This is a genomic window from Pseudomonas fluorescens (assembly GCF_001307155.1).
GTDB lineage: Bacteria > Pseudomonadota > Gammaproteobacteria > Pseudomonadales > Pseudomonadaceae > Aquipseudomonas > Aquipseudomonas helvetica.
Genome location: NZ_CP012830.1, coordinates 3985123 through 4004321 on the forward strand (window position 1 = coordinate 3985123; position 19199 = coordinate 4004321).

16 protein-coding genes and 2 pseudogenes are annotated in these 19199 nt (G+C 55.5%); 6 read left to right on the top strand and 12 right to left on the bottom strand.

Going from position 1 to position 19199, the window contains the following annotated elements; genetic code table 11:
• The first annotated feature begins 625 nt into the window (after positions 1 to 625).
• On the top strand, positions 626 to 1501 hold the full coding sequence (locus AO353_RS18100) for a LysR substrate-binding domain-containing protein (protein ID WP_081013758.1): 876 nt from the start codon (positions 626 to 628) through the stop codon (positions 1499 to 1501).
• 453 nt (positions 1502 to 1954) lie between these two features.
• Here AO353_RS18100 and AO353_RS18105 read toward each other — a convergent pair whose 3' ends face one another.
• From AO353_RS18105 to AO353_RS18125, 5 genes are read right to left on the bottom strand one after another with little or no spacing between them, the layout of a single operon-like run.
• On the bottom strand, positions 1955 to 2545 hold the full coding sequence (locus tag AO353_RS18105; RefSeq protein ID WP_054596185.1) for a DoxX family protein: 591 nt from the start codon (positions 2543 to 2545) through the stop codon (positions 1955 to 1957).
• Positions 2546 to 2557: 12 nt separating this feature from the next.
• Complete coding sequence (locus tag AO353_RS18110) at positions 2558 to 3217, bottom strand: putative DNA-binding domain-containing protein (RefSeq protein ID WP_054596186.1); 660 nt, start codon at positions 3215 to 3217, stop codon at positions 2558 to 2560.
• Positions 3214 to 4047, bottom strand: coding sequence for a DUF692 domain-containing protein (locus tag AO353_RS18115; protein WP_054596187.1), 834 nt, complete (start codon positions 4045 to 4047; stop codon positions 3214 to 3216). Before AO353_RS18115 ends, AO353_RS18110 begins: the two co-directional genes overlap by 4 nt.
• Positions 4044 to 4346: a hypothetical protein gene (locus tag AO353_RS18120; RefSeq protein ID WP_054596188.1), complete on the bottom strand. Its 303-nt coding sequence runs from the start codon at positions 4344 to 4346 to the stop codon at positions 4044 to 4046. The genes AO353_RS18115 and AO353_RS18120 overlap by 4 nt, the downstream gene beginning before the upstream one ends.
• The gene (locus tag AO353_RS18125; protein WP_054596189.1) at positions 4343 to 5296 is read right to left on the bottom strand and encodes an MBL fold metallo-hydrolase; all 954 of its coding nucleotides are present in this window, start codon (positions 5294 to 5296) and stop codon (positions 4343 to 4345) included. Before AO353_RS18125 ends, AO353_RS18120 begins: the two co-directional genes overlap by 4 nt.
• Positions 5297 to 6013: 717 nt before the next feature.
• Here AO353_RS18125 and AO353_RS18130 point away from each other — a divergent pair.
• Entirely contained in the window at positions 6014 to 6268 is a 255-nt protein-coding gene (locus tag AO353_RS18130) for a DUF2790 domain-containing protein (RefSeq protein ID WP_054596190.1), read from the top strand.
• Between the two features lie 105 nt (positions 6269 to 6373).
• Positions 6374 to 6598, top strand: coding sequence for a hypothetical protein (locus AO353_RS18135; protein WP_054596191.1), 225 nt, complete (start codon positions 6374 to 6376; stop codon positions 6596 to 6598).
• A 158-nt stretch (positions 6599 to 6756) separates the two neighbouring features.
• On the opposite strand, the pseudogene AO353_RS31600 reads toward AO353_RS18135, so the two are convergent.
• The 6 genes and pseudogenes from AO353_RS31600 to AO353_RS18160 form a co-directional block, all read right to left on the bottom strand.
• Positions 6757 to 6938 (bottom strand): annotated as a pseudogene (locus AO353_RS31600) (hypothetical protein).
• 232 nt (positions 6939 to 7170) lie between these two features.
• Positions 7171 to 8124 carry a fimbrial protein gene (locus AO353_RS18140; RefSeq protein WP_158246520.1) on the bottom strand — a complete coding sequence of 318 codons (954 nt, stop codon included), beginning with the start codon at positions 8122 to 8124 and terminating at the stop codon, positions 7171 to 7173.
• An 87-nt stretch (positions 8125 to 8211) separates the two neighbouring features.
• Positions 8212 to 10656: a fimbria/pilus outer membrane usher protein gene (locus AO353_RS18145; protein WP_054596193.1), complete on the bottom strand. Its 2445-nt coding sequence runs from the start codon at positions 10654 to 10656 to the stop codon at positions 8212 to 8214.
• Positions 10657 to 10852: 196 nt separating this feature from the next.
• Positions 10853 to 11590: a molecular chaperone gene (locus tag AO353_RS18150; RefSeq protein WP_054596194.1), complete on the bottom strand. Its 738-nt coding sequence runs from the start codon at positions 11588 to 11590 to the stop codon at positions 10853 to 10855.
• Between the two features lie 66 nt (positions 11591 to 11656).
• On the bottom strand, positions 11657 to 12247 hold the full coding sequence (locus AO353_RS18155; protein WP_054596195.1) for a fimbrial protein: 591 nt from the start codon (positions 12245 to 12247) through the stop codon (positions 11657 to 11659).
• A gap of 279 nt (positions 12248 to 12526) precedes the next feature.
• Positions 12527 to 13508: pseudogene (locus AO353_RS18160) on the bottom strand (transposase).
• A gap of 359 nt (positions 13509 to 13867) precedes the next feature.
• On the opposite strand from AO353_RS18160, the gene AO353_RS18170 reads away from it, so the two are divergent.
• Together AO353_RS18170 and AO353_RS18175 are read left to right on the top strand one after the other, a co-directional pair.
• A complete protein-coding gene (locus AO353_RS18170; RefSeq protein WP_054596196.1) occupies positions 13868 to 14806 on the top strand; it encodes an aspartyl/asparaginyl beta-hydroxylase domain-containing protein in 939 nt (312 codons plus the stop codon).
• Positions 14807 to 15480: 674 nt separating this feature from the next.
• On the top strand, positions 15481 to 16344 hold the full coding sequence (locus AO353_RS18175; RefSeq protein WP_054596197.1) for a DMT family transporter: 864 nt from the start codon (positions 15481 to 15483) through the stop codon (positions 16342 to 16344).
• Positions 16345 to 16383: 39 nt separating this feature from the next.
• Here the strand turns inward: AO353_RS18175 and AO353_RS18180 are convergent, their stop codons facing one another.
• The gene (locus AO353_RS18180) at positions 16384 to 18564 is read right to left on the bottom strand and encodes a fimbria/pilus outer membrane usher protein (protein WP_371917625.1); all 2181 of its coding nucleotides are present in this window, start codon (positions 18562 to 18564) and stop codon (positions 16384 to 16386) included.
• Between the two features lie 191 nt (positions 18565 to 18755).
• On the opposite strand from AO353_RS18180, the gene AO353_RS18185 reads away from it, so the two are divergent.
• The gene (locus AO353_RS18185; protein ID WP_054596198.1) at positions 18756 to 19142 is read left to right on the top strand and encodes a hypothetical protein; all 387 of its coding nucleotides are present in this window, start codon (positions 18756 to 18758) and stop codon (positions 19140 to 19142) included.
• The last annotated feature ends 57 nt before the right edge of the window (positions 19143 to 19199 follow it).

Sequence of the window (19199 nt, forward strand, 5' to 3'; positions counted from 1 at the left end):
GGGCTATCGATTGACGTGGCCGACATAAAACGATTATTCATGACTACCGGTGAGGCCGTTAGTCTGCTTCCGGCTGGAGCTCTTTCAGCAAGAGGTTCGATTGCAGTCTACACGGAACAGTTTGCGTAGTTCCGTCAGAGCCATGGACAGGTTCTGGAGACGCTACGGCAGCAGCATCCCGATCTGGAATCGCTCACGCCTGATGTCGAGTTGCACGCATCCGCGCAGCAGATAGTGGATTGGTGTGGCTGATCCTTTAACTCTACAGCTATCGGCGCTGGTACAGCTTAGTCATGGTTTGTGAACCAAACTTGGGCCCGGTCTATCCACCAAATCCGGGACAGACAAGGCGGGCTTACGTTACGTCCTCGAGAAGTAATGTCGTAAACAGCGTATGGTGCTAGCCACTGAGACCATTGCGCCAAAGCTTTTCACCAGTTTGTCGTGGCGTGCACCGATCTGATGTCCAGGGAGTAGCGGATAGGATAATATCATGCAGTTGTTTGACTTGCTTAGCCATGGTGCCAAGTCAGCGCTGTTCACTTAGCGCTGACTGCATCGTCCAGATCCTGGATAGACTGAGTACCCGCTAGCATTTGCTCATGGCCATTCTTTCTTCCCTTATATGAACCTTCATCATCTCTTAGTCTTTCATACGATTACCAAAACAGGCAGTGTTACTGCCTGCGCAAAGGCGTTGCACATCTCGCAACCGGCTTTGTCTCGCGAATTGCGCAAACTGGAGGAGCGCTTCGGTCTAACACTTTTTGAACGACAACCGCGTGGTATGCGTTTGACGCACGCCGGCGAAGTTCTTGCCGAATATGCCGATCGACTCTTTGATATTGCCAGAACGGCTGACCTGGCGATGAAGGAACTCGCAAGTGCCAAGATTGGGCACTTATCCATAGCGGCGAGCAGCACCATCGGTACATATGTATTGCCGCGCGTTCTTGCACGTTTTCGCAATAACAATCCAGGTGTAAAGGTAAGTCTTTTCGTGAATAACACTGAACAGGTTTCTCAGGCCGTTGCAGATATGCGCTACTCGCTGGGGTTCATTGAAGGTCCTTTGCATATAAATGGTTTGACCGCGACCAGTTTTCGCGAGGACGATTTGTTGCCGGTAGTAGCCGCGTGGCACCGGTTGGCCGATGCTACCGCCATTAAACCCCAGGATATCAATGACGAGCCATTACTGATGCGCGAGGTGGGATCGGGCACGCGCGAATTGGTTGCGGCAGTACTCGAAGATCTTGGTGTGCAGCAAGGATCAATCATGGAGTTTGGCAACACTGAGGCCATCAAGCAGGCTACCATTCATGGCGGCGGCATTGCCTGGCTGCCCTCCATCAGTATCACCGATGAATTGGCCAATGACGTACTCATCCCTCTACCTTGCGCGCAGCTCACGCTTCGTCGAACGTTGAGTATTGTGCGTCGCGCTGCCGTACCTGATGGGCCGGCCGAGCGCGAATTACTTTCCTTGCTCGAGCAGTAACTGCAAACGACGGGCAAATAGAGGTTCTACATGAAAAAGACTCGCTATCCCGCTAACCATAAGCCATCCGCTTGATCACTTGATTCGATTGTTTATCCCTTCCAACTGCCTTGTGTGCATCGTCAGCGACTCCGACTTAGGTTGTCTTGCCAGTAAGTCTTTAGCCGTTTGGCGAACTGGATGAGAACGCCTTTTTTCAGATGTGTTTGCTCGCACGAACACCATCAATCAAATCGGCGTTCTCGTTTCTGTGTCTTCTGGAACTTTGTGAAGATACAAAAAAAGGGCTGAGCAACGAACTCAGCCCAAAGCTATTCAAACGGAACTCTCAGAACCCGGCTTGGGTTTAGCTGTTACCCGTCGTCGGTCGTTGATGGACATACCTGGCGACATTGACCACGCGGCTACGTAGCGCGTCCTAAATTGAATCGAACCGCTACGCTGGCCGTATGGTCACTTCGGCCAACGCGGGAAGACCTTGGCCAGCCAATGGTCTGCGCTGACATAGCGACCTGCGCCATAGAAGAACAGCACCATAATCATGACGGCATAGGTCACCGTGAATTCGATGCCGTTGTTGAGGATTATTGGGTCACCCAATTCCGTAACATAGTTGAAGCGGCCCGGAAAGGAATGCTGCAGCCAAGTCATGAGACCACTGAGGCGCATACTGGCTTCGGTGGTTTTGTCGGCAATCGCGGCCCAGCCGTGCGACCAGTGCACGGACAAACCGGCGACGGTCATCAATATCGCCAGCGGAATGGTGACAATGCGGGTGAACAGACCCAGGGCGATGCAGATGAGCCCTGCTACTTCGGTTCCCGTAGCAAGCGTGGCCATCAGAGTGGGCAAAGGCATGCCGAGACCGCCTTGGGCCACCGGAGTGGCGAACCACTCGACCAGGCCACTGAAGCCGGTGACTTTGGCGTGGGCGCCCTCGTAGAGGGTGGGTAGCAGATACAGACGGATGGAAAGTAGCGCTACGAAATCCAGCTTTTTGGACTTTTCGAGGCCGCGATTGAGAAGTGCGATCAGTTTATCCATGGCGATGCCTTACTATTCGTGGTGTAAAGTAATGAGTTCGTGCCGAAGCGCGTGCGTGAACCAGTGTGCTGACTCTGTTGGAGATACGAGCCGCTCGCCGCCCGTGAAGGTGGACAGTTCTGCAATGTCGTGGTTTGAAAGCCGTTGCGTCACGACCCTATGGTCGAATGTGCGAAAGACGGCATAGACATAAGGCGCGTCGTGGTTTAGCGGCGCTTGCGCCGCATGTTGGTCGTCCTCGTGCAGATCAAACGGAGTGGCCAGCCATCGCACGGTGGGGTTGAGGTAAATGCGGGTAGGGCGACGAGCGTCCTCCCCATGGGGGCGGGGAACTGGGGTCTTATCGACCTCAACGTCAAACAACATCCATTCGTACTCGATAAGGGGGCGCCCGATACCCGGTGGCAGGCGCGGCTGTATGAAGCGGACAAACTCGGTCGCGAGGTGAATGAATTCGGCCCGCGTTGCGCCAAAGCATTTGTAGAATGCGTCGATATCCTGGCGCAGGCGCTCGGCACCGCGATGTTGGGTAAACCGTGGGAACATCGTGGTGACTAGCTCTTGCGCGTTCGCCCGGACCAATTCTCCATACGGGCCGAGATCACCGCTGCGTACGGCCTGACACCGACGCTCTGCTTCGCTGGCGACATCTGGTGCGATGCGAAGGTTCATTGCAGCTTCCCTGTCGAGCCGGTCATGGCCTGGTGGATGCCGCGCAGTTCCTCACATAGCTCGTCGAGGCTGGGTATATTGTTGTCGCGCTCTAGCACAATGGGCTGCTCGCCGAACCGATGAACCGCATAAGCACCCAGGTTCAGCACGGCGGCCGAAACATCGGTTCCATGCGTATCCAAGACCCGCTCTTGAGGTCCATTATCTAGATGACCGGCCACGTGAAAGTAGGTCACCGCGTCCGTCGGCAATGCATCTATGAATGCGCGCGGATCGAATCCGTGGTTGCGCGCGTTCACATACGCATTATTGACATCCAATAGCAGCCCGCAGCCCGAGGTGTCGACCAGCCGAGCGATGAATTCGGTTTCGGCCATCTGTCCCTCCTCATCGTAGTAGTAGGAGATGTTCTCCAACGCGATACGCCGGGACAGGTAATCCTGCACTGCCTTGATCTTATCGACCATAAGCTGCAGGCTTGCCTGCGTGCGACGCACAGGAATCAGCTCGTAAAGGTAGCCGCAGCTATCGCGTGACATGCTGACGTGATCGCTATAGATCGCAATGTCGTAGTTGTCTAAGAAGGTCTTCACTGCGCGCAAGTAATCCATATCCAGCGATTGTGCGTCGCCGATGGACAGGCTCAAGCTGTGTGCCACCATTGGATATTTATCCGCGATGGCGTCGAGTTGTTCCATGCTCTCTCCACCCAACCCCATCCAGTTGTCCGGTACGACTTCTAGAAAGTCGAAGTCATTCCGAATAGGGCCGTTGGCGAGAGACAAGGCAAACTCACGTCGGAGCCCAAGCCCTCGTCCTTGGATGATCATTGGCCACAAACCCCTTCTGCGAGCTTCTTCAGGGGCGTTTCGGCGACGTCGTAACCTTGAGCAGTCAGACCACATTTACCGTCACGTGTGCGGACCAATCGATCCTGTGGGTCCTGATTGATCTTGGCCTTGCCGTAGATCTTCTCGGTGCCGCACTTACCGCTGGCACACTTGCCGCCACCCTTGGTGGTCTTGGCAATGGCCGGTGGTGGGGTTTCACTGGCGTGAGCTGGCTGGCTGATGACGGCGAGCGAGGCGAGCGAGGCAACGGCGATGGATAGCGCGAATGTGTGTTTCATTGGGTGCTCCTGGGTAATGGCATTTCGAAGCGCGAGAGATCACGACCTGCGTAGACCGGGCCGTGGTAGTAGCGTTTGATGATTGCGACGTTGCTATCCTTGTTCTTCAGGGATCTGCCCATGAAGTGATTGAGGACAAGCATTTTGGGATTGACGGCTGCGGCAATCTTGCCAACGACCGTGGGCGTTGCATGGAGGAATTTAGAGGTGGCGTCGGCATCGTCATCGATGGCAGCCGGCATGACCAAAATGTCTGCGCCCTTGGCAAAGTCGACGAATCCAGCGCGGCTGCCGTTCTGATCCGCTGAGATCACGATCGTGCCGCACTTGCCTTCGATGCGAAACGCCAGGGTCGGCACATCACCGTGCGGAATGCCGTAGGCATATACCTTAACCTCGGCGTCTTGATATACGAGGGACGCTTTCTCGGCGTGACGATCCACGTTGATAATCGGGCTGACCTTTAGATTCAACCCATCACTGCCATCATGCAGACCCTCGAGGTAGGCAAACGAGCCAGTCTTGGCGCCGAACGTGTCATGGAAGAATTCCGTCATGCTCGGGAATGAGTCAGATCCGTCCGGACCGACCAGTGCGGTCGTGTTGCCCGAGGCCATAAAGTAAGCGCCCTTCAAGATGGCGGGTAAATCGGCACTATGGTCCGTGTGGAAGTGCGAAATACCGATGAAGTGCAGGTCTTCCAACCGGGCATGCGCCTGGCCAAAGCGCAGGTATGTACCGCCGCCGGCGTCGATGAGCAGCCGCGACTTGCCATCGATCCAGACAATCTCGCCCGATGAAGCACGGGCGTCGTCAGAGATGGGGCCACCAGAGCCGAGCAGTTGAATGCCCATGGAGTGCGTTGTGTCAGCGCTGGTCGTAGCGGCGAATGTGCCGGTGGAGAGTGCCGCGAAGCCGAGAGCGGTGGCGATTCGCAAGATTTTTTTCACAGTGAGGCTCCAAGCGGACTGAAGTGGAATGTGCGAGTCACCGAGTGGTGCCAAGCAGCACCAATGAGGTGTTACACATCGTCACCTACTGCTGACGTATGCACCATTGCTTGTTTTTAATAGGTGGCATGCCTTTTTGGTATGCATTGGCGCGATGCTGCCGTGTGGGTGGATTTGACCCTCTCGTTGGGCTGGGGAACGTAAGCCATGCCGTTAGGGCATGGCGTACATGCGAAAAATGTCATCGTGCATATCGGGTGAGAGTGGAAGGATGAAATCGAATCATTCACCGGCTCATCTCGCATTACCTGCTAATGGACACCACCATGGTTATTTCTCATCCCTTTTTCCGCGCTGAACTCGTCCCGCGAGGTCGTTCACCCGTTCACCCCGAACTGATGAGCCACCACTATAGGAACAGCTGTCCTAGCGCTGTGCTCACCAATGCCCTCTGGGGCACCACTGTCCTTTTTCACAGAGGCAATATTCTGTTTTGCCAGATGGGGAATCAGGCTTTTCTAGGCGGTATCCCAATTGTGAGTGTCCGGCTCATTAGTCCTATACACATCTCATGCAGTTACGCCTCATGAGTCTTAAGGGGGGGCGAGTTTGCACTACAACTTTGCCATTGTTCTGTTTGTAGAATGTTTGAGTCGGATTAGTTGCTGTAGGCTAATTATCAGCTAGCAAGAAACTTACCAGTAGAGAGATAGTTTAATGAAATTGTTTATGCTTGGATTTGCTACCTTGCTCACCTGCGGTTCAGTTTTTGCCGATACTACCGAGAAGTCACCGGTGATTCATGACAAGACCGGCTTCTATGTTCATATGGATGTTGCAAAAATCATATCAATTACTGATATCTCGGACCAGTGCGGTGTGATTCCCGCGCGTCTCGATTACCTGGATCATCAGGGGCGGGAGCATGTTTTGGACTATCTGGTTCAAGGACGTTGCACGAACGAAAACTGATGAGCACTTAACGCTCTGTTAATAACGACACTTCCTAAAGTGCTATCCATAAATTTCATATAGCCCAAGCGGCACTCTTCTTTATCACCTCAGGAAATTTATTCTATGAAACTGTCCACCCTTGTCATTGCCGGCCTATTGTCCGTTATCTCTGTCGCCGTCTTTGCCGAAGATGGTTCTGACCGGGCCCGCGCCCGATGGGAGGCGTTTCAGGCCAGCCAGGTGGAAGCCCACGCTGAAGCCGCACAAAAGGCCCTGACAGCCCAGACCAAAAACAACGGTTCTTCCGCAGCAGACACTATCGAACAGAAGCAACAACCCGATATCTGATTATTCGAAGCGTTCCCGATATTCACTTCTTTTATACTCGGCTCACTTGGAATTGGTGTTCGATTTAGCGCCCGATAATACGGGCGTTTTTTTGCTTTGTAGTATCTGGGTCTAGCCAATCGATTGCGTTGAGTTGTTGAAGGCAAAAACACTCGTAATCACTTCGGCGCCATCATCACCGCTAGGGTCATCTTGATGAACTCTTCGTTTCGGTAAAGTGCAGCCAGGCGCCGCGAACGTTGTCCGCAACTTCAGCCGATCCGCGCTTCTCTACCCCATTTGAAAGTTCCATGATGGCAGCTTACAGCGCGAGCTGGTTTTCGTTGATTTTGAACAGCAGTTGTGTACCTGTAAGCGTGAGCCATTCGGCAGTGCGGTAGCATCGACGCAGGGAGTGAAAAAAACCGTGCCAATTTCAACACCGGTAGGTGTGTCATGCCGCAGGATTAGATGGGCAGATTCAGCAAGGGAGAACATTCCATTGACTCAGGGCCATGAGATGATTCCTAAACGCCGCAAGGAGGGGCTCTTTACCGTACCCTCGGTCAGTAACTTGACCCCACTACTTGGGTTTATTGATACGTCATGGTGAACCTGATACTTGTGTTCGCCGTGCCTGCTTGAATATCACCCGGAACTCGGACGTAAGCGGCGTTGAAATTGGCTTCTGCGGTTTTATTGCCGGTTACATAACTCCCCAGTTTATAGGTCTTATTCATTGTGACGGCACCGCCCAGTGTGTCAGTTAGCTTTAACCCTATGCCTCTGGACGTGGATTGCTTGTCCAATGACACAATACCGCTGCTCTCTTCTTCGATTCCATTGACCGCCTCGAATGACAGCTGGATTTTGTTGATACCTTCATCGCAGTCATTCAAACGGATCTTGAAAGGTATCGGTGGCGTACTATCGCCAGGATGTTCAAGTTCATACAATTGGTAGCTGTCACCCATCTGCACATTGACGTCGCTGACCGAACATGACGCAGCTACCACTTGGATGGGGTTCAGCAAATTGAAGCGTGCGACCTCGAAACCGCCGGTTGTAACCCATGTTCCGAGTAGGCCCGCCGGAATAGTCACGCCTGGTTTGATTGGGCCGTTTTTGATCAAGAACAGCCTGTAGGGCCCGTCTTTGAAAGTTTCATTTGTGCCCACCGTGAAAGTACTGTTTTTTTCAGTTAGAGAATGGAACGGGCTGAGCCCCTCGATCCTGAGCCTCATATCAAGTCCGCTTTCCCTTAAAGGGAATACAGTGCCAGTGGCGGGCTGCGCACCGAGAGAGGGGTTCAGTAAAAAGCCGGAATCCTCCCTTGGAGAGCAAGTCAATACAATGTATGAAGCCGGACCTGCGGTTTGTACGTCCACCACCGTCAATGCGGTACCGTCCACCGGGACGTTGATTGTACTGGGCGCGGTAAAATTTATGACGCGGGGCTTGTCATTGTTTTTGAAAGAACAACTGGCCATTGCGTCATTCATGCAGCCGACCAGTGCTATTGAGGTGAGGCATAACAGTTTTTTCATCGCTGGATTTCGGTCAATGTGATCTTTTATAGAATGCATGGAGACACCGATAGCCTTGGGTGATTGAAGAAGGTTTCTGAACAGACTTCAGGGCGAGCAAACCAACGGTACGCGCTCATAGTTCAGTGCCTTATCGCGCTCTGGCAGTGAATAGGTCGCCTGGCATTGCCGGTCCGCCCATTTGATAGTGAGCAGGGCGCGCGGGTCTTGAACCAGTGCCAGGGCCTTGCCATTGGGGTCGGCAATGGCGATCTGTTTACCGCTTGCATCTTCCAGGGCTGCACCAAACGGCAAGCGTCGGTGTGCGCTGTCGAATAACTCGAATTGCACGCGACGCCCGGTCTCGGAGAGATAGCGCACCAGCACCGCGGCGCCACGGCGAGGCACGACTTGCTGGGTGGCGTTTTCGATTTCGACGTCGGCGCCAAGGTCGCGCGTGTCCAGGCTGATCCAATTGACCCGGTAGGGCTGGGTGTTGGGGATCACGGCATAGCCATTCGAGCCGGTTTTCGTGCCGCTGAAGCTATTGATCTTGACCCCGCCTGGTACACCAGGCACTTCGGCCAGGGCGAAGGTCTCGCCGAGGGTCTGCCCCAGATTGATGCCTCCTGCATGTGCGACGATCGAGCCTGCCAGGTTGAGGTTTTGTGAGTTGTAGCCGCGCCCTTGGCTGTAACCAACGTTGGCATCTACAAACGCGCTGCGTGTGCTGATGCTTGCCGAACCCGTATTGCCGCCATTGCTGCTATTGCCTGCTTGCAGGGAATAGTAGGTGTCGCTGTCTTCGGACACATAGCCGTTTACGCCCAACTGGGTACTGTTACCGGATTTTTGCGTACTGCTCGAGATGAACGCTCTCGGTGCCCGAGGCGTGGAGCCCAGTGGGAAAGACAGCGACAGATTGACCTGAGTGTCGTTATTCGCGGAGCCGCGATTGCCCACATCCTTGGTATGGGTCACACCCAGGTTATAAGTCAGGTCGCGCCAGCTATTGCTGTAGCCAGCGGACAGGCTTTGTGAGCCGCCACTGCCCCAATAACGCTGGTCAGTGGCATTGAGGTAGACACTGCCCAACTGTTGATTGCGACCCAGGCTTTGATTGATGGTCAAATCTGTCCGAGTCTTGGAGTTACCGCGCCGTTGATCGGTATAGCTCTGATCTTCGATATGCTCGGACAGCGTGCGGTAGCCTTCGGTGGAGTAACGATAGGCGGCCAGCGTGAAGTTGGTATCGGTACCGGTGAAGGTTTTTGCATACAGCATGCGCAGGCTGTTGCCCTTGCTCGAGCTATCTCGTACCTGACTGGAGGAGTGGGTCAGGTCGAATGAAAAAGCGCCGAAGGTTGTATTGCGGCCCATACCCAGCGACATCGCACTGAAGTTGTCCGAAGACTGCATGCCGACAATGCCGGTGAGATTACTGCTGATGCCGTAGGCCAGCGTACCGCTGAAGAGCTTCGGCGAGGCCAGCCCTTCGGAGTTGCTGTTGTATTTGCCTGCCGATGCGCTGTATTTGATCTGGCCCTTGCGCACCATGATCGGCAAGCTTGAGAAGGCCTGGCGGGTTTCGCGGCGACGACCGTCGGCCTCGATGACTGTGACCTGCAAGTCGCCGTTGGAGCCGCTGGGGTAAATATCGTTGATCTCGAACGGGCCCGGCGGCACGCTGGTGGTGTAGATAATGTAGTTGTCCTGACGAATCTCGACGGTGGCATTGGTTTGCGCCACGCCTCGGACAACCGGGGCATAGCCGCGTTCGCTGTCGGCGCGCATCCCCTCATCCGAACTCAGTTTTACGCCGCGATAACGCACGCTGTCGTAAAGCTGCGAGTCGGAAAAAATATCACCTGCGCTGAACTGCCCCTTCAAGGCAGTCACGTCATGCTCCACGTAGCTGCGATTGCTGGTGAACGAATTCGATTCGCCGGTACGGCTGCTGAAGTTCGATTCATTGCGCAAACGCCACGCGCCAAGGTTGATGCCGTTACGCAACCCGAGACTATTGGAGATCGACGTGGAATAGTCCGTGTCGTTGCGATTGCCGCTCAACTGGTAATTGATGAAGGCCGCCGATATGCCGGCGTCCCATAGGGCCGGGTCGACGTAGCCGCGCATTCCGCGTTGCAGGGCAACCTGCGGTATCGTGATGGAGAGCCGCAGGCGGCCGGGGTCGTAGTTCACGGTAGCTTTGTCGATCAGGCTCGGCAGATCGTAACAGGTGCCCGGCGCGTCGGGATTGAGCTGACCGCCGGTTTCGAGCTTGCTCATGTCGATGCCCAGTTGACGAATGATGTCCAGGGTTAGGCATGCTTGGACTTTATTGGACGTCGACATCAGTCGAAAGTCGATATCGCGGCGCCCTACCATTACCTCGTTGCTGTACACGTCGACCCGGTAAGTGCCAGGTATCACGCTGTTTGGCACGAGCAACAGGTCAAGGTCCACGTCGGACCCGGCACCTTGCAAAAACGAAGTGTTGAACCGTGAAACTTGAGCAGGCTCGGCGAGAGAGGGGGCGTCGGCTTTGGCCATTAGAGGCACGCCGAGGGCAATGGCTAGCGACAGCGCATTTAGCCCTGCATTAGCCAAACTATCCTGTTTTTTTACGTCGTTGGAATTGCCGCGTGGGTATAAATACATGCCCAGCCCTATAAAGCGATAAAAGACAGAATACATTCATGTTTGAATTACAAAACGTTCGAGATGTACGGTAAGTGAATACCGTAAGCTAGTGCTTGGCGGTGGCGCTGACAGCAGTCCCGCGTGACAAATCGGCAACGTAACGATCTTGCGCACCGTAATCATTGATACTGAGAAAGTCCAACTTGATGGGGTGTGAACTGTTCAACTTTTCAAGTGGAAAATTTTTGTGTTGACCGGGTGCAATCATGGTCGAGTCGAAGGGCTGCTCGGTTATAACGCCTGATTTAAGCGTCAGCTCCGCCAGTGAAACATGATAAAGTCCTGGATTGGTGACCTGTAATATTGCATGTCCATTTTGCTCGGCTACTTGCCACATTAACTGTGTCGGCGCCAAGTAAGCTTTGGCCGTCAGTCCGGCGGGGCGGAAAAAAACTTTAATGCGCTGACGGACCGCCAATTGTAAGGTGTTCTTTGTCGTTGAGGTTTGAGGGATCTCCTGCACGTTGAGCCATACGACAGATTCTTTATCGGCCGGCATACCGGTGCCCTCATAGATCACTCGAAGTAACTGTTGTTGCTTGCCAAGGATTTTTGCCAGCGGTGGCGTGACGGCAAACGGCGCCGAACCGACGTTAGAATCGCTGTCGATCCATGACTGAATTAACAAATCATCGCCGTTGTTGCGCACTTTGATACTGACTTCTTTGTGTTCGCCGTCAAACACCAGGCGAGTGGCGCTCAGCGAAATACCCGCGCTGGCGTGCGTGGCCAGGAATGCACAGTGCAAGCCCATGCAGAGGGAGATGAAACGACGGTTGAACATGTGCAAGGCCCTTTAGGTGAATAAAGGCGGGACATGCAGCCCCGCGCAATGTAGCCCTGGTGGTTATTACTCGTATTGCAAGGTGAACGGCAGGGTGGCATCGCCACGGCCGGCCACAGCGGTTTTGACATCACCGGTGGTGACGTAGGCAGCGGAGAACTTCAGAGTTGCGTTACCGTCTTGCAGGGTGTTTTCAATCTTTGCGGCAGTCGGCGAACTCAGGTCGATCTGATCGCCATTGGCGTCGAGCAGAGCGATACCGATACCTCTCGCCGCACCGACACCATCAATCAACTTCAACACCTTGGTACCAGTCACCAAGCCTGTACCCGCACCCGTAGTGGGCTGGAAGATCATGGCCACCTTAGTACCGGCATTGCAGTTGATTTTCATATCAAAGTTTTCAGCGCTCAGTTTGCCGCTGCCTTTCGGCGCGGAAGCGGTGCCCATATCTTTAATGGAAACGTCGCCCATGGGCACGGAGATGGTTTTACCGATTCCGGCATCTTCGATCGAGCAGGCGTCATTGTTGATAACACCACTGAAATTGATGGTGCCGCTACCTGCCTTGGTCGGTACTACAGGGTCGGCTGCAAAAGACTGGCCTGCGGCAGCAAGCATTGAAAGTGTCAACAAGGTCAGCGAAAGCTTTTTCATCGGGTTGTCCACAAAAGTAAGGCGAAAGTAGTGTGTCCTTCGGGCACAGGCCAAATGTTAAGTGCGGATGTGAGTGGCGGCTATGGGACGATTCTGATAGTGCAAAGTTGATAGTCTAGGGGGGGTATTTTATTTAACCGTGTGCACGTCGCGAGGGTGGATTGAATTAATGGGTTTTTAAGAATCGTCTAATGGGGCGCGTTACAGTGGACCGGGGTGCTGCTCAAGGATGTATTGGCGCGTGCCGGGGTCAAGGCCGGTGCGGTGGAAATGTAGTGGTCAACTAATCCCGGACACGACGTTAAGTTTTTTCTCGGCCTGAGCTGGCGCCAGCCCACCGTTGAATTGATGGGGCCGAATCCAGTTGTACCGATGCTTCAGGTAATGGCTGATGTCTCGGTGTGCTTCTTGAGCCGTCGTGTAGCCCACGGTCGGTATCCATTCAGTTTTCAAGCTGCGAAACCCGCGCTCCATCGGGGCATTGTCCCAGCAGTTTCCACGACGGCTCATGCTCTGGCGCATGCGGGGTAACGCCAGAGTCGTTGGCGAAACTGACGGCTGCCATATTGCGAGCCCTGATCCGAGTGAAACAGCAGCCCTTGAGGCCTCCCACGCTGCTCATAAGGCATATCCAGCGCCTTGATCACCAGATTCGTATCCGGTTTGTAGGCATGCGATCCAGGTTGTTTGCTGACTAACGCCAGTTCCCGCATCAGACCACGCACCTTGAACCGCCCGATTTGCTCGCCGCCGTCCTGCATCATCGACACGATGCTGCGGCAACCGGCAGCGCTTCGGGTTTGCGTAAACAGTTCGTTGACCCGCCTGCGCAACCGAAGCCGCTCAACGTCCGGAGTTCGTCGCCTGAGGCGGTGGGCGCAGTAACACGAGCGCGTGACATCAAAGACTGTGCAAAGCCAATCGACCGGCTCTCGGGCACTCAACTGATCGATCAGCGTGTGCGCTCGTGCTCTTCCGACATCAAGAGCGCGGTAGCCTTGTTAAAATGGATTTCTCCCGCTCAAGACGAGCGATTCAAGCTTCCAGTTCCTGGATTTTCTGTTGTTCGGGCGTCAGCGCTTTGCTCTGCGGAGTGACGCCATTGCGTTCTTGCTGGAGCTGATTGACCCAGCGACGCAACGCGGACTCGACCACCCCCGAGCGAACGACAGGCTTCGATATGGCTATAACCCTGATCGAGCACGAGGCCTGCGGCCTCGCGTTTGAATTCAGCGGAAAAGGAACGACGTTGCTTGGTCATCAGGCACCTCTATCTGGCGAGCATTCTTGCCTAAATGGGCGACCATAGATTTCATTAGACCACTACAGTAGTCTCTTGAGACCGCTGAATCCGTGGGGTGCTGTGACTATCTTTATTCTTCGTCACAACTGATCGCGTCAGCTGACGGGAGCAAGCGCCCTCGCCACAGGGGACTTGTGTTGACTCAAATCAGTCAAGGTTCAGGTGCCTTATGTTAATAAGTGCTTTATTGCGCAACCTTTAACACTGATTGTTCAGTTATGTGGGTTTTTCCCAAGGCCGGTAGTGTTTATCATGGCCGGCTGCCATGTCGGGTAAATGACGATGCGCAGAGAGACCTTTTTCCAAGGAGTTGCCCCATGACCTTTTCCTTTGCCGCAAAGGCGTCGCTGTTGCTGCTGTTCATCGGCAGCACGCTCTACGTGCATTTGCGCGGCAAGGCGCGTTTGCCGGTCTTGCGTCAGTTCGTCAACCACTCGGCGCTGTTCGCTCCTTATAACGCCTTGATGTACCTGTTCTCGGGAGTGCCGTCCAAACCGTACCTGGACCGCAGCAAGTTCCCGGAACTGGATGTGCTCAAGGAAAACTGGGAAGTCATTCGTGACGAGGCCATGCACCTGTTCGACGAGGGCTACATTCGCGCCGCCGAGAAGAATAACGACGCCGGTTTCGGTTCGTTCTTCAAGAAGGGCTGGAAGCGTTTCTACCTCAAGTGGTATGACAAACCGCTGCCATCGGCCGAATTGCTCTGCCCGAAAACCGTCGAGCTGGTCAGCCGCATCCCCAACGTGAAAGGCGCGATGTTTGCCCTGTTGCCGGGCGGTAGCCACCTCAACCCGCACCGCGACCCGTTCGCCGGTTCCCTGCGTTATCACTTGGGCTTGTCGACACCGAACTCCGACGACTGCCGCATTTTTGTCGACGGTCAGGTCTACGCCTGGCGCGATGGCGAAGACGTGATGTTCGATGAAACCTACGTGCACTGGGTCAAGAACGAAACCGAAACGACCCGGGTGATTCTGTTCTGTGACATCGAACGACCGCTGAGCAACCGCTTGATGACGCGTATCAACCGTTGCGTCAGTGGCCTGCTGGGCCGTGCCACGGCGCCGCAAAACCTCGATGACGAGCGCGTCGGCGGGATCAACAAGGTCTACGCCTGGAGCAAGACCTCCAGCGACAAATTCAGCGGCGTGGTCAAAAAGTGGAAGCGCCGTAATCCGAAGCTGTACCGCATCCTGCGGCCAGTATTGGCGGTTGTGGTGCTGACGGCGCTGGGTTACTGGTTGTTTGGCTGATACCAATCGCCAAAAAAGAAAAACCGCTCATCGATGAGCGGTTTTTTTTGGCTAGAGAAAATCAAGGACGGCCTGCGAGGAGGCTTGGCTCTTCATTTTCGGTTCCGATCAGGGCCGCTTTGAACAATCGAAATTGATTGGCGGATAGCCTCGTATTCATCTGCTTTTTATGCATCCTCCATAATTTGTCCTTCGCGCAAGGCTTCTTAACTCGTGCTCGCATATGGCCTCTTGTATTTTTAGTGGTGCCGCTGCTATGGGGAGTGGTGCGTTCTGAAGGCTATTCGCAGGCACATCAGCTGTCTTTACTGGCGCTTTGACCAAGTCATTGCAATCTGTGTCGAGCGCTGGTTATAGTCAGCGCTCGCTGCGTTTCCAACCCAGCGATTTCTCCCTCGAAAAAGATCAGCCCATGCCTGCATCCCTCATCAACGCGGTAGTCGATTCAGCGGCACAACGCTGGCGTCGTGCCGTGCGGGAATATGCAGCCTGCGCAGATCAGTCACTATCCCCCTCCTGTCAGTCGCACGCCGGTGTGCGCGGTGGTTTCACCGCCAGGTGTTGGCTTCTCGGGCTGATCAGCGGCTTCTGCTGTTGCCTGTGCCCGCCTGAACACAACGACTGAATTTCAGCTTCGGCTGAGTTGGCTTCTTGCCTGATGACAGGTGGTTTTCATGTTGCTCATTTCAAAAAAGACCGCGCTCGCGGCGGCGTCCACGAGCCTGTTTGTTCTGCTCTGGAGTAGCGGGGCGATTTTCTCCAAATGGGGGCTGGCTCACGCCTCACCCTTTGCCTTTCTGTTGATCCGTTTCGCCATTGCCCTCTGTGGGCTGGTGCTGTTGATCCCGTTGCTCAAGCTCAAACTGCCTCGTGGCCGCAAGCCGATGCTGTATGCCGCGGCCACCGGCCTGGTATTGCTGGGCGCCTATCAGATTTTCTATCTGCTGGCGCTGGACCTGAAGGTTACGCCTGGGGTCATGGCCACGATCATGGGGGTTCAACCGATCCTCACCGTGGTGCTGATTGAGCGCCAACGCTCCAGGAGCCGGATGTTCGGTCTGATGCTCGGGCTGGCGGGGTTGATCATGGTGGTCTATCAGGGCATCGGCCTGGCCGGCATGTCGCTGGCCGGAATGCTCTTTGGTTTGCTGGCGCTGGTCAGCATGACCGCAGGCTCGATCATGCAGAAGCGCATCACCGACAATCCCCTCGGCACACTGCCGGTGCAATACCTGGCCGGGCTATTGTTGTGCGGAGTTTTCGTGCCGTTCCAGCCATTCCACTTCGAGCACAGCACGGGGTTCATCGTGCCCGTGTTGTGGATGGGCCTGGTGGTATCGCTGCTGGCGACCTTGCTGCTGTATCGCCTGATCGCCCGAGGCAATCTGGTGAATGTCACCAGTTTGTTCTACTTGGTGCCGGCAGTGACGGCGGTGATGGACTACCTGATTTTCGGCAACCGACTGGCGATGTTGAGCATGCTCGGCATGCTGTTGATCATCGTCGGCCTGGTGTTTGTGTTCCGTAAAAGCCGCTGATGCTGACGCGGCCTTCGTGATTGGCGAAGGCCGCGTTTTTCATGGCTGGCATTGCAGGCGCACGCGCTCATAGTTCAGGGCTTTGTTGCGCTCGGGTAATGCGTAGGGCGCCAGGCAGTGTTTGTCAGCCCATTTGATGGTGAGGGTGGCTGAATCCTCTTCCACCAGCGCCAGCGCTTTACCGCTCGGGTCGGAAATGGCCAGTTGTTTACCGGCGGCGTCTTCCAGCGCGGCGCCAAATGGAATGGCCTTGTTCTGCGCGTCAAACAGCTCGAACTGCACCCGTCGCCCGGTCTTGCCGACATAGCGGGCCAGCACCACGGCACCCCGTCTTGGTACGACTTGCTGGGTTGCATTATCGATCTCGATGTCCGCACCCAGATCCCGGGTATCCAGGCTGATCCAGTTCACCCGATAGGGCTGGGTGTTGGGGACCACGGCAAAGCCATTGGCGCCGGTTTTAGCGCCGCTGTAGCTACCGATTTTGGCCCCGGAGACACCCGGCACTTCGGCCAGGGCAAAGGTTTCGCCCACAGTCTGCCCCAGATTGACGCCTCCCGCGTGGCCTACCACGGAACCTGCAAGGTTGAGATTTTGCGAGGTGTAGCCGCGTCCCTGACTGTAGCCGGCGCTGACATCCGCCACCGAGGTGCGGGTGCTGATGTTGGCCGAGGCCGAGCTGCCACCGGTGCTGCTGTTGCCACCTTGCAGTGAGTAATAGGTGTCGCTGGTTTCCGACAGGTAACCGTTGATACCGACTTGAGTGCTGTCGCTGTTCTTCTGCGTGCTGGCCGAGACAAAGGCCCTGGGAGCGCGGGGCTTGGAACCCAGCGGGAACGACAGGGACAGGTTGATCAACGTGTCATTGTTGGACGGTCCGAAATCACCGACATCCTTGGTATAGGTCGCGCCGACGTTGTAGCTGACCTCACCCCAGTAGTTGCTGTAGCCGGTAGACAGGCTCTGGGAACCGCCGCGTCCCCAGTAGCGCTGGTCGCTGGCGTTCAGGTAAACGCTGCCATATTGCTGGTTGCGGCCCAGGCTCTGGTTGATGGTCAGGTCGGTACGGGTTTTCGAGTTGCCTGTGGTTTTTTTGCCGTCGGCGTTGAGTTCCTCGACGTGGTTGGTCAGGGTCCGGTAGCCCTCGGTCGAATAGCGATGGGCCGCCAGGGTGAAGTTGGTGTCGGTGCCGGTGAACGTCTTGGCATACAGCGCCCGCAGGCTATTACCCTGGACGGTCTGGCCCGCGGTAAGGCTGGAGGAGCGGGTCAGGTCGACAGAGACGGCGCCGATCGGGGTGTTGCGCCCCGCCCCGACTGACAGCGCCTTGAAGTTCTCCGAGGCCTGGACGCCGACGATCCCGGTGAGGTTGCTGTTGATGCCGTAGGCCAGGGTGCTGCTGACAAACTGCGGCGACGCCAGGCCATCGCTGTTGCTGTTGTACTTGCCCGCCGAGACGCTGTACTTCACTTGGCCTTCGCGGACCATGATCGGCAGGCTCGAAAATGCCTGCATCGATACTCGTCGACGGCCATCGGCTTCGATGATGGTCACTTGCAGGTCGCCGTTCGAGCCGCTGGGATAGATATCGCTGATCTCAAACGGGCCCGGTGGCACGTTGGCGGTGTAGAGGATGTAATTGTTCTGACGGATCTCCACCGTGGCGCTGGTTTCCGCCACGCCGCGAATGATCGGCGCATAGCCGCGCTCGCTGTCGGCGCGCATGCCTTCGTCGGAGGCCAGTTTCAGGCCGCGATAACGCACGCTGTCGAACAGGTCGGTGTCGGAGAATATATCGCCGGCACTGAACTGGCCCTTCAACGCGGTCACGTCATGTTGCAAGTAGCTGCGGTTGCTCTTGAACGTGTTGGGCTGACCGGTGCTGCTACTGAAGTTCGACTCATTACGCAGGCGCCAGGCGCCCAGATTGAGGCCGTTACGCAGACCCAGGTTGTTGGAGAACGTGGTGGCGTAGTCCGTGCTGTTACGGTTGCTGCTCAACTGGTAGTTGATAAAGGCCGCCGAGACGCCGCTATCCCATAAGGCCGGGTCGACATAACCACGCATGCCCCGCTGCATGGCGATTTGCGGCACGCTGGCCAACAGCCGCAGACGGCTGACGTCATAGCGCAAAGTGGCCTTGTCGATCAGCGACGGCAAGTCATAGCAGGCGTGCGGCTCATGTGGGGTGAGTGTGCCGGCCGCTTCCAGCTTGTTCATGTCTCAGCCACTATAGCGAGGCGGCCCCTCTGGGTAGTGGCGTCGAAAAGATGCCATCCAATTTAGCCACGGATAGACGGTGCAGCGTGTCGCTCGGGGGAGAACTCATCGACTACGGTACTCAAACTCGGTGGCAATTACAGAATGCACCTGCCGTAAGTAATAGCTCCACCTTTGGCAAACGTACAGTAATGCTCAGCGTGATTTGCCCCTATACACAGGCCATGCGTCTAACCCTGCGTGGTCAGACAAACGCCAGCGGCAATGTGGTTTACGGGGAGCGCGGCAGCTTGGTTATCCGCTTATCCAATGCGCAAGTGGATGGCAAAAGCGTACAGATAGCCGGCAGTACTGCTGACGGAATTATCAATGATGCCGCTTCGGACTCGCGATTGCTTCAACCCGGCCGGACCTTTGCTCCGGTCGTTAGCGGCGAGCTTACGAGAGGAAAAACTCTTACCGCCCAACTGGAAATCGAACCCGTGATACCGACAGCAGATGCGCGGGTATCCAGGCGCCAGATCAGTGAAGCCAGATTGACGATGGAACTGATGCCTGGCGGTCCAGCGAGACACTAAGGAATTAGTCAGAGGAGGCTAAATACCAGATGCTCGAGCGCGAGCAAACCTACGAAC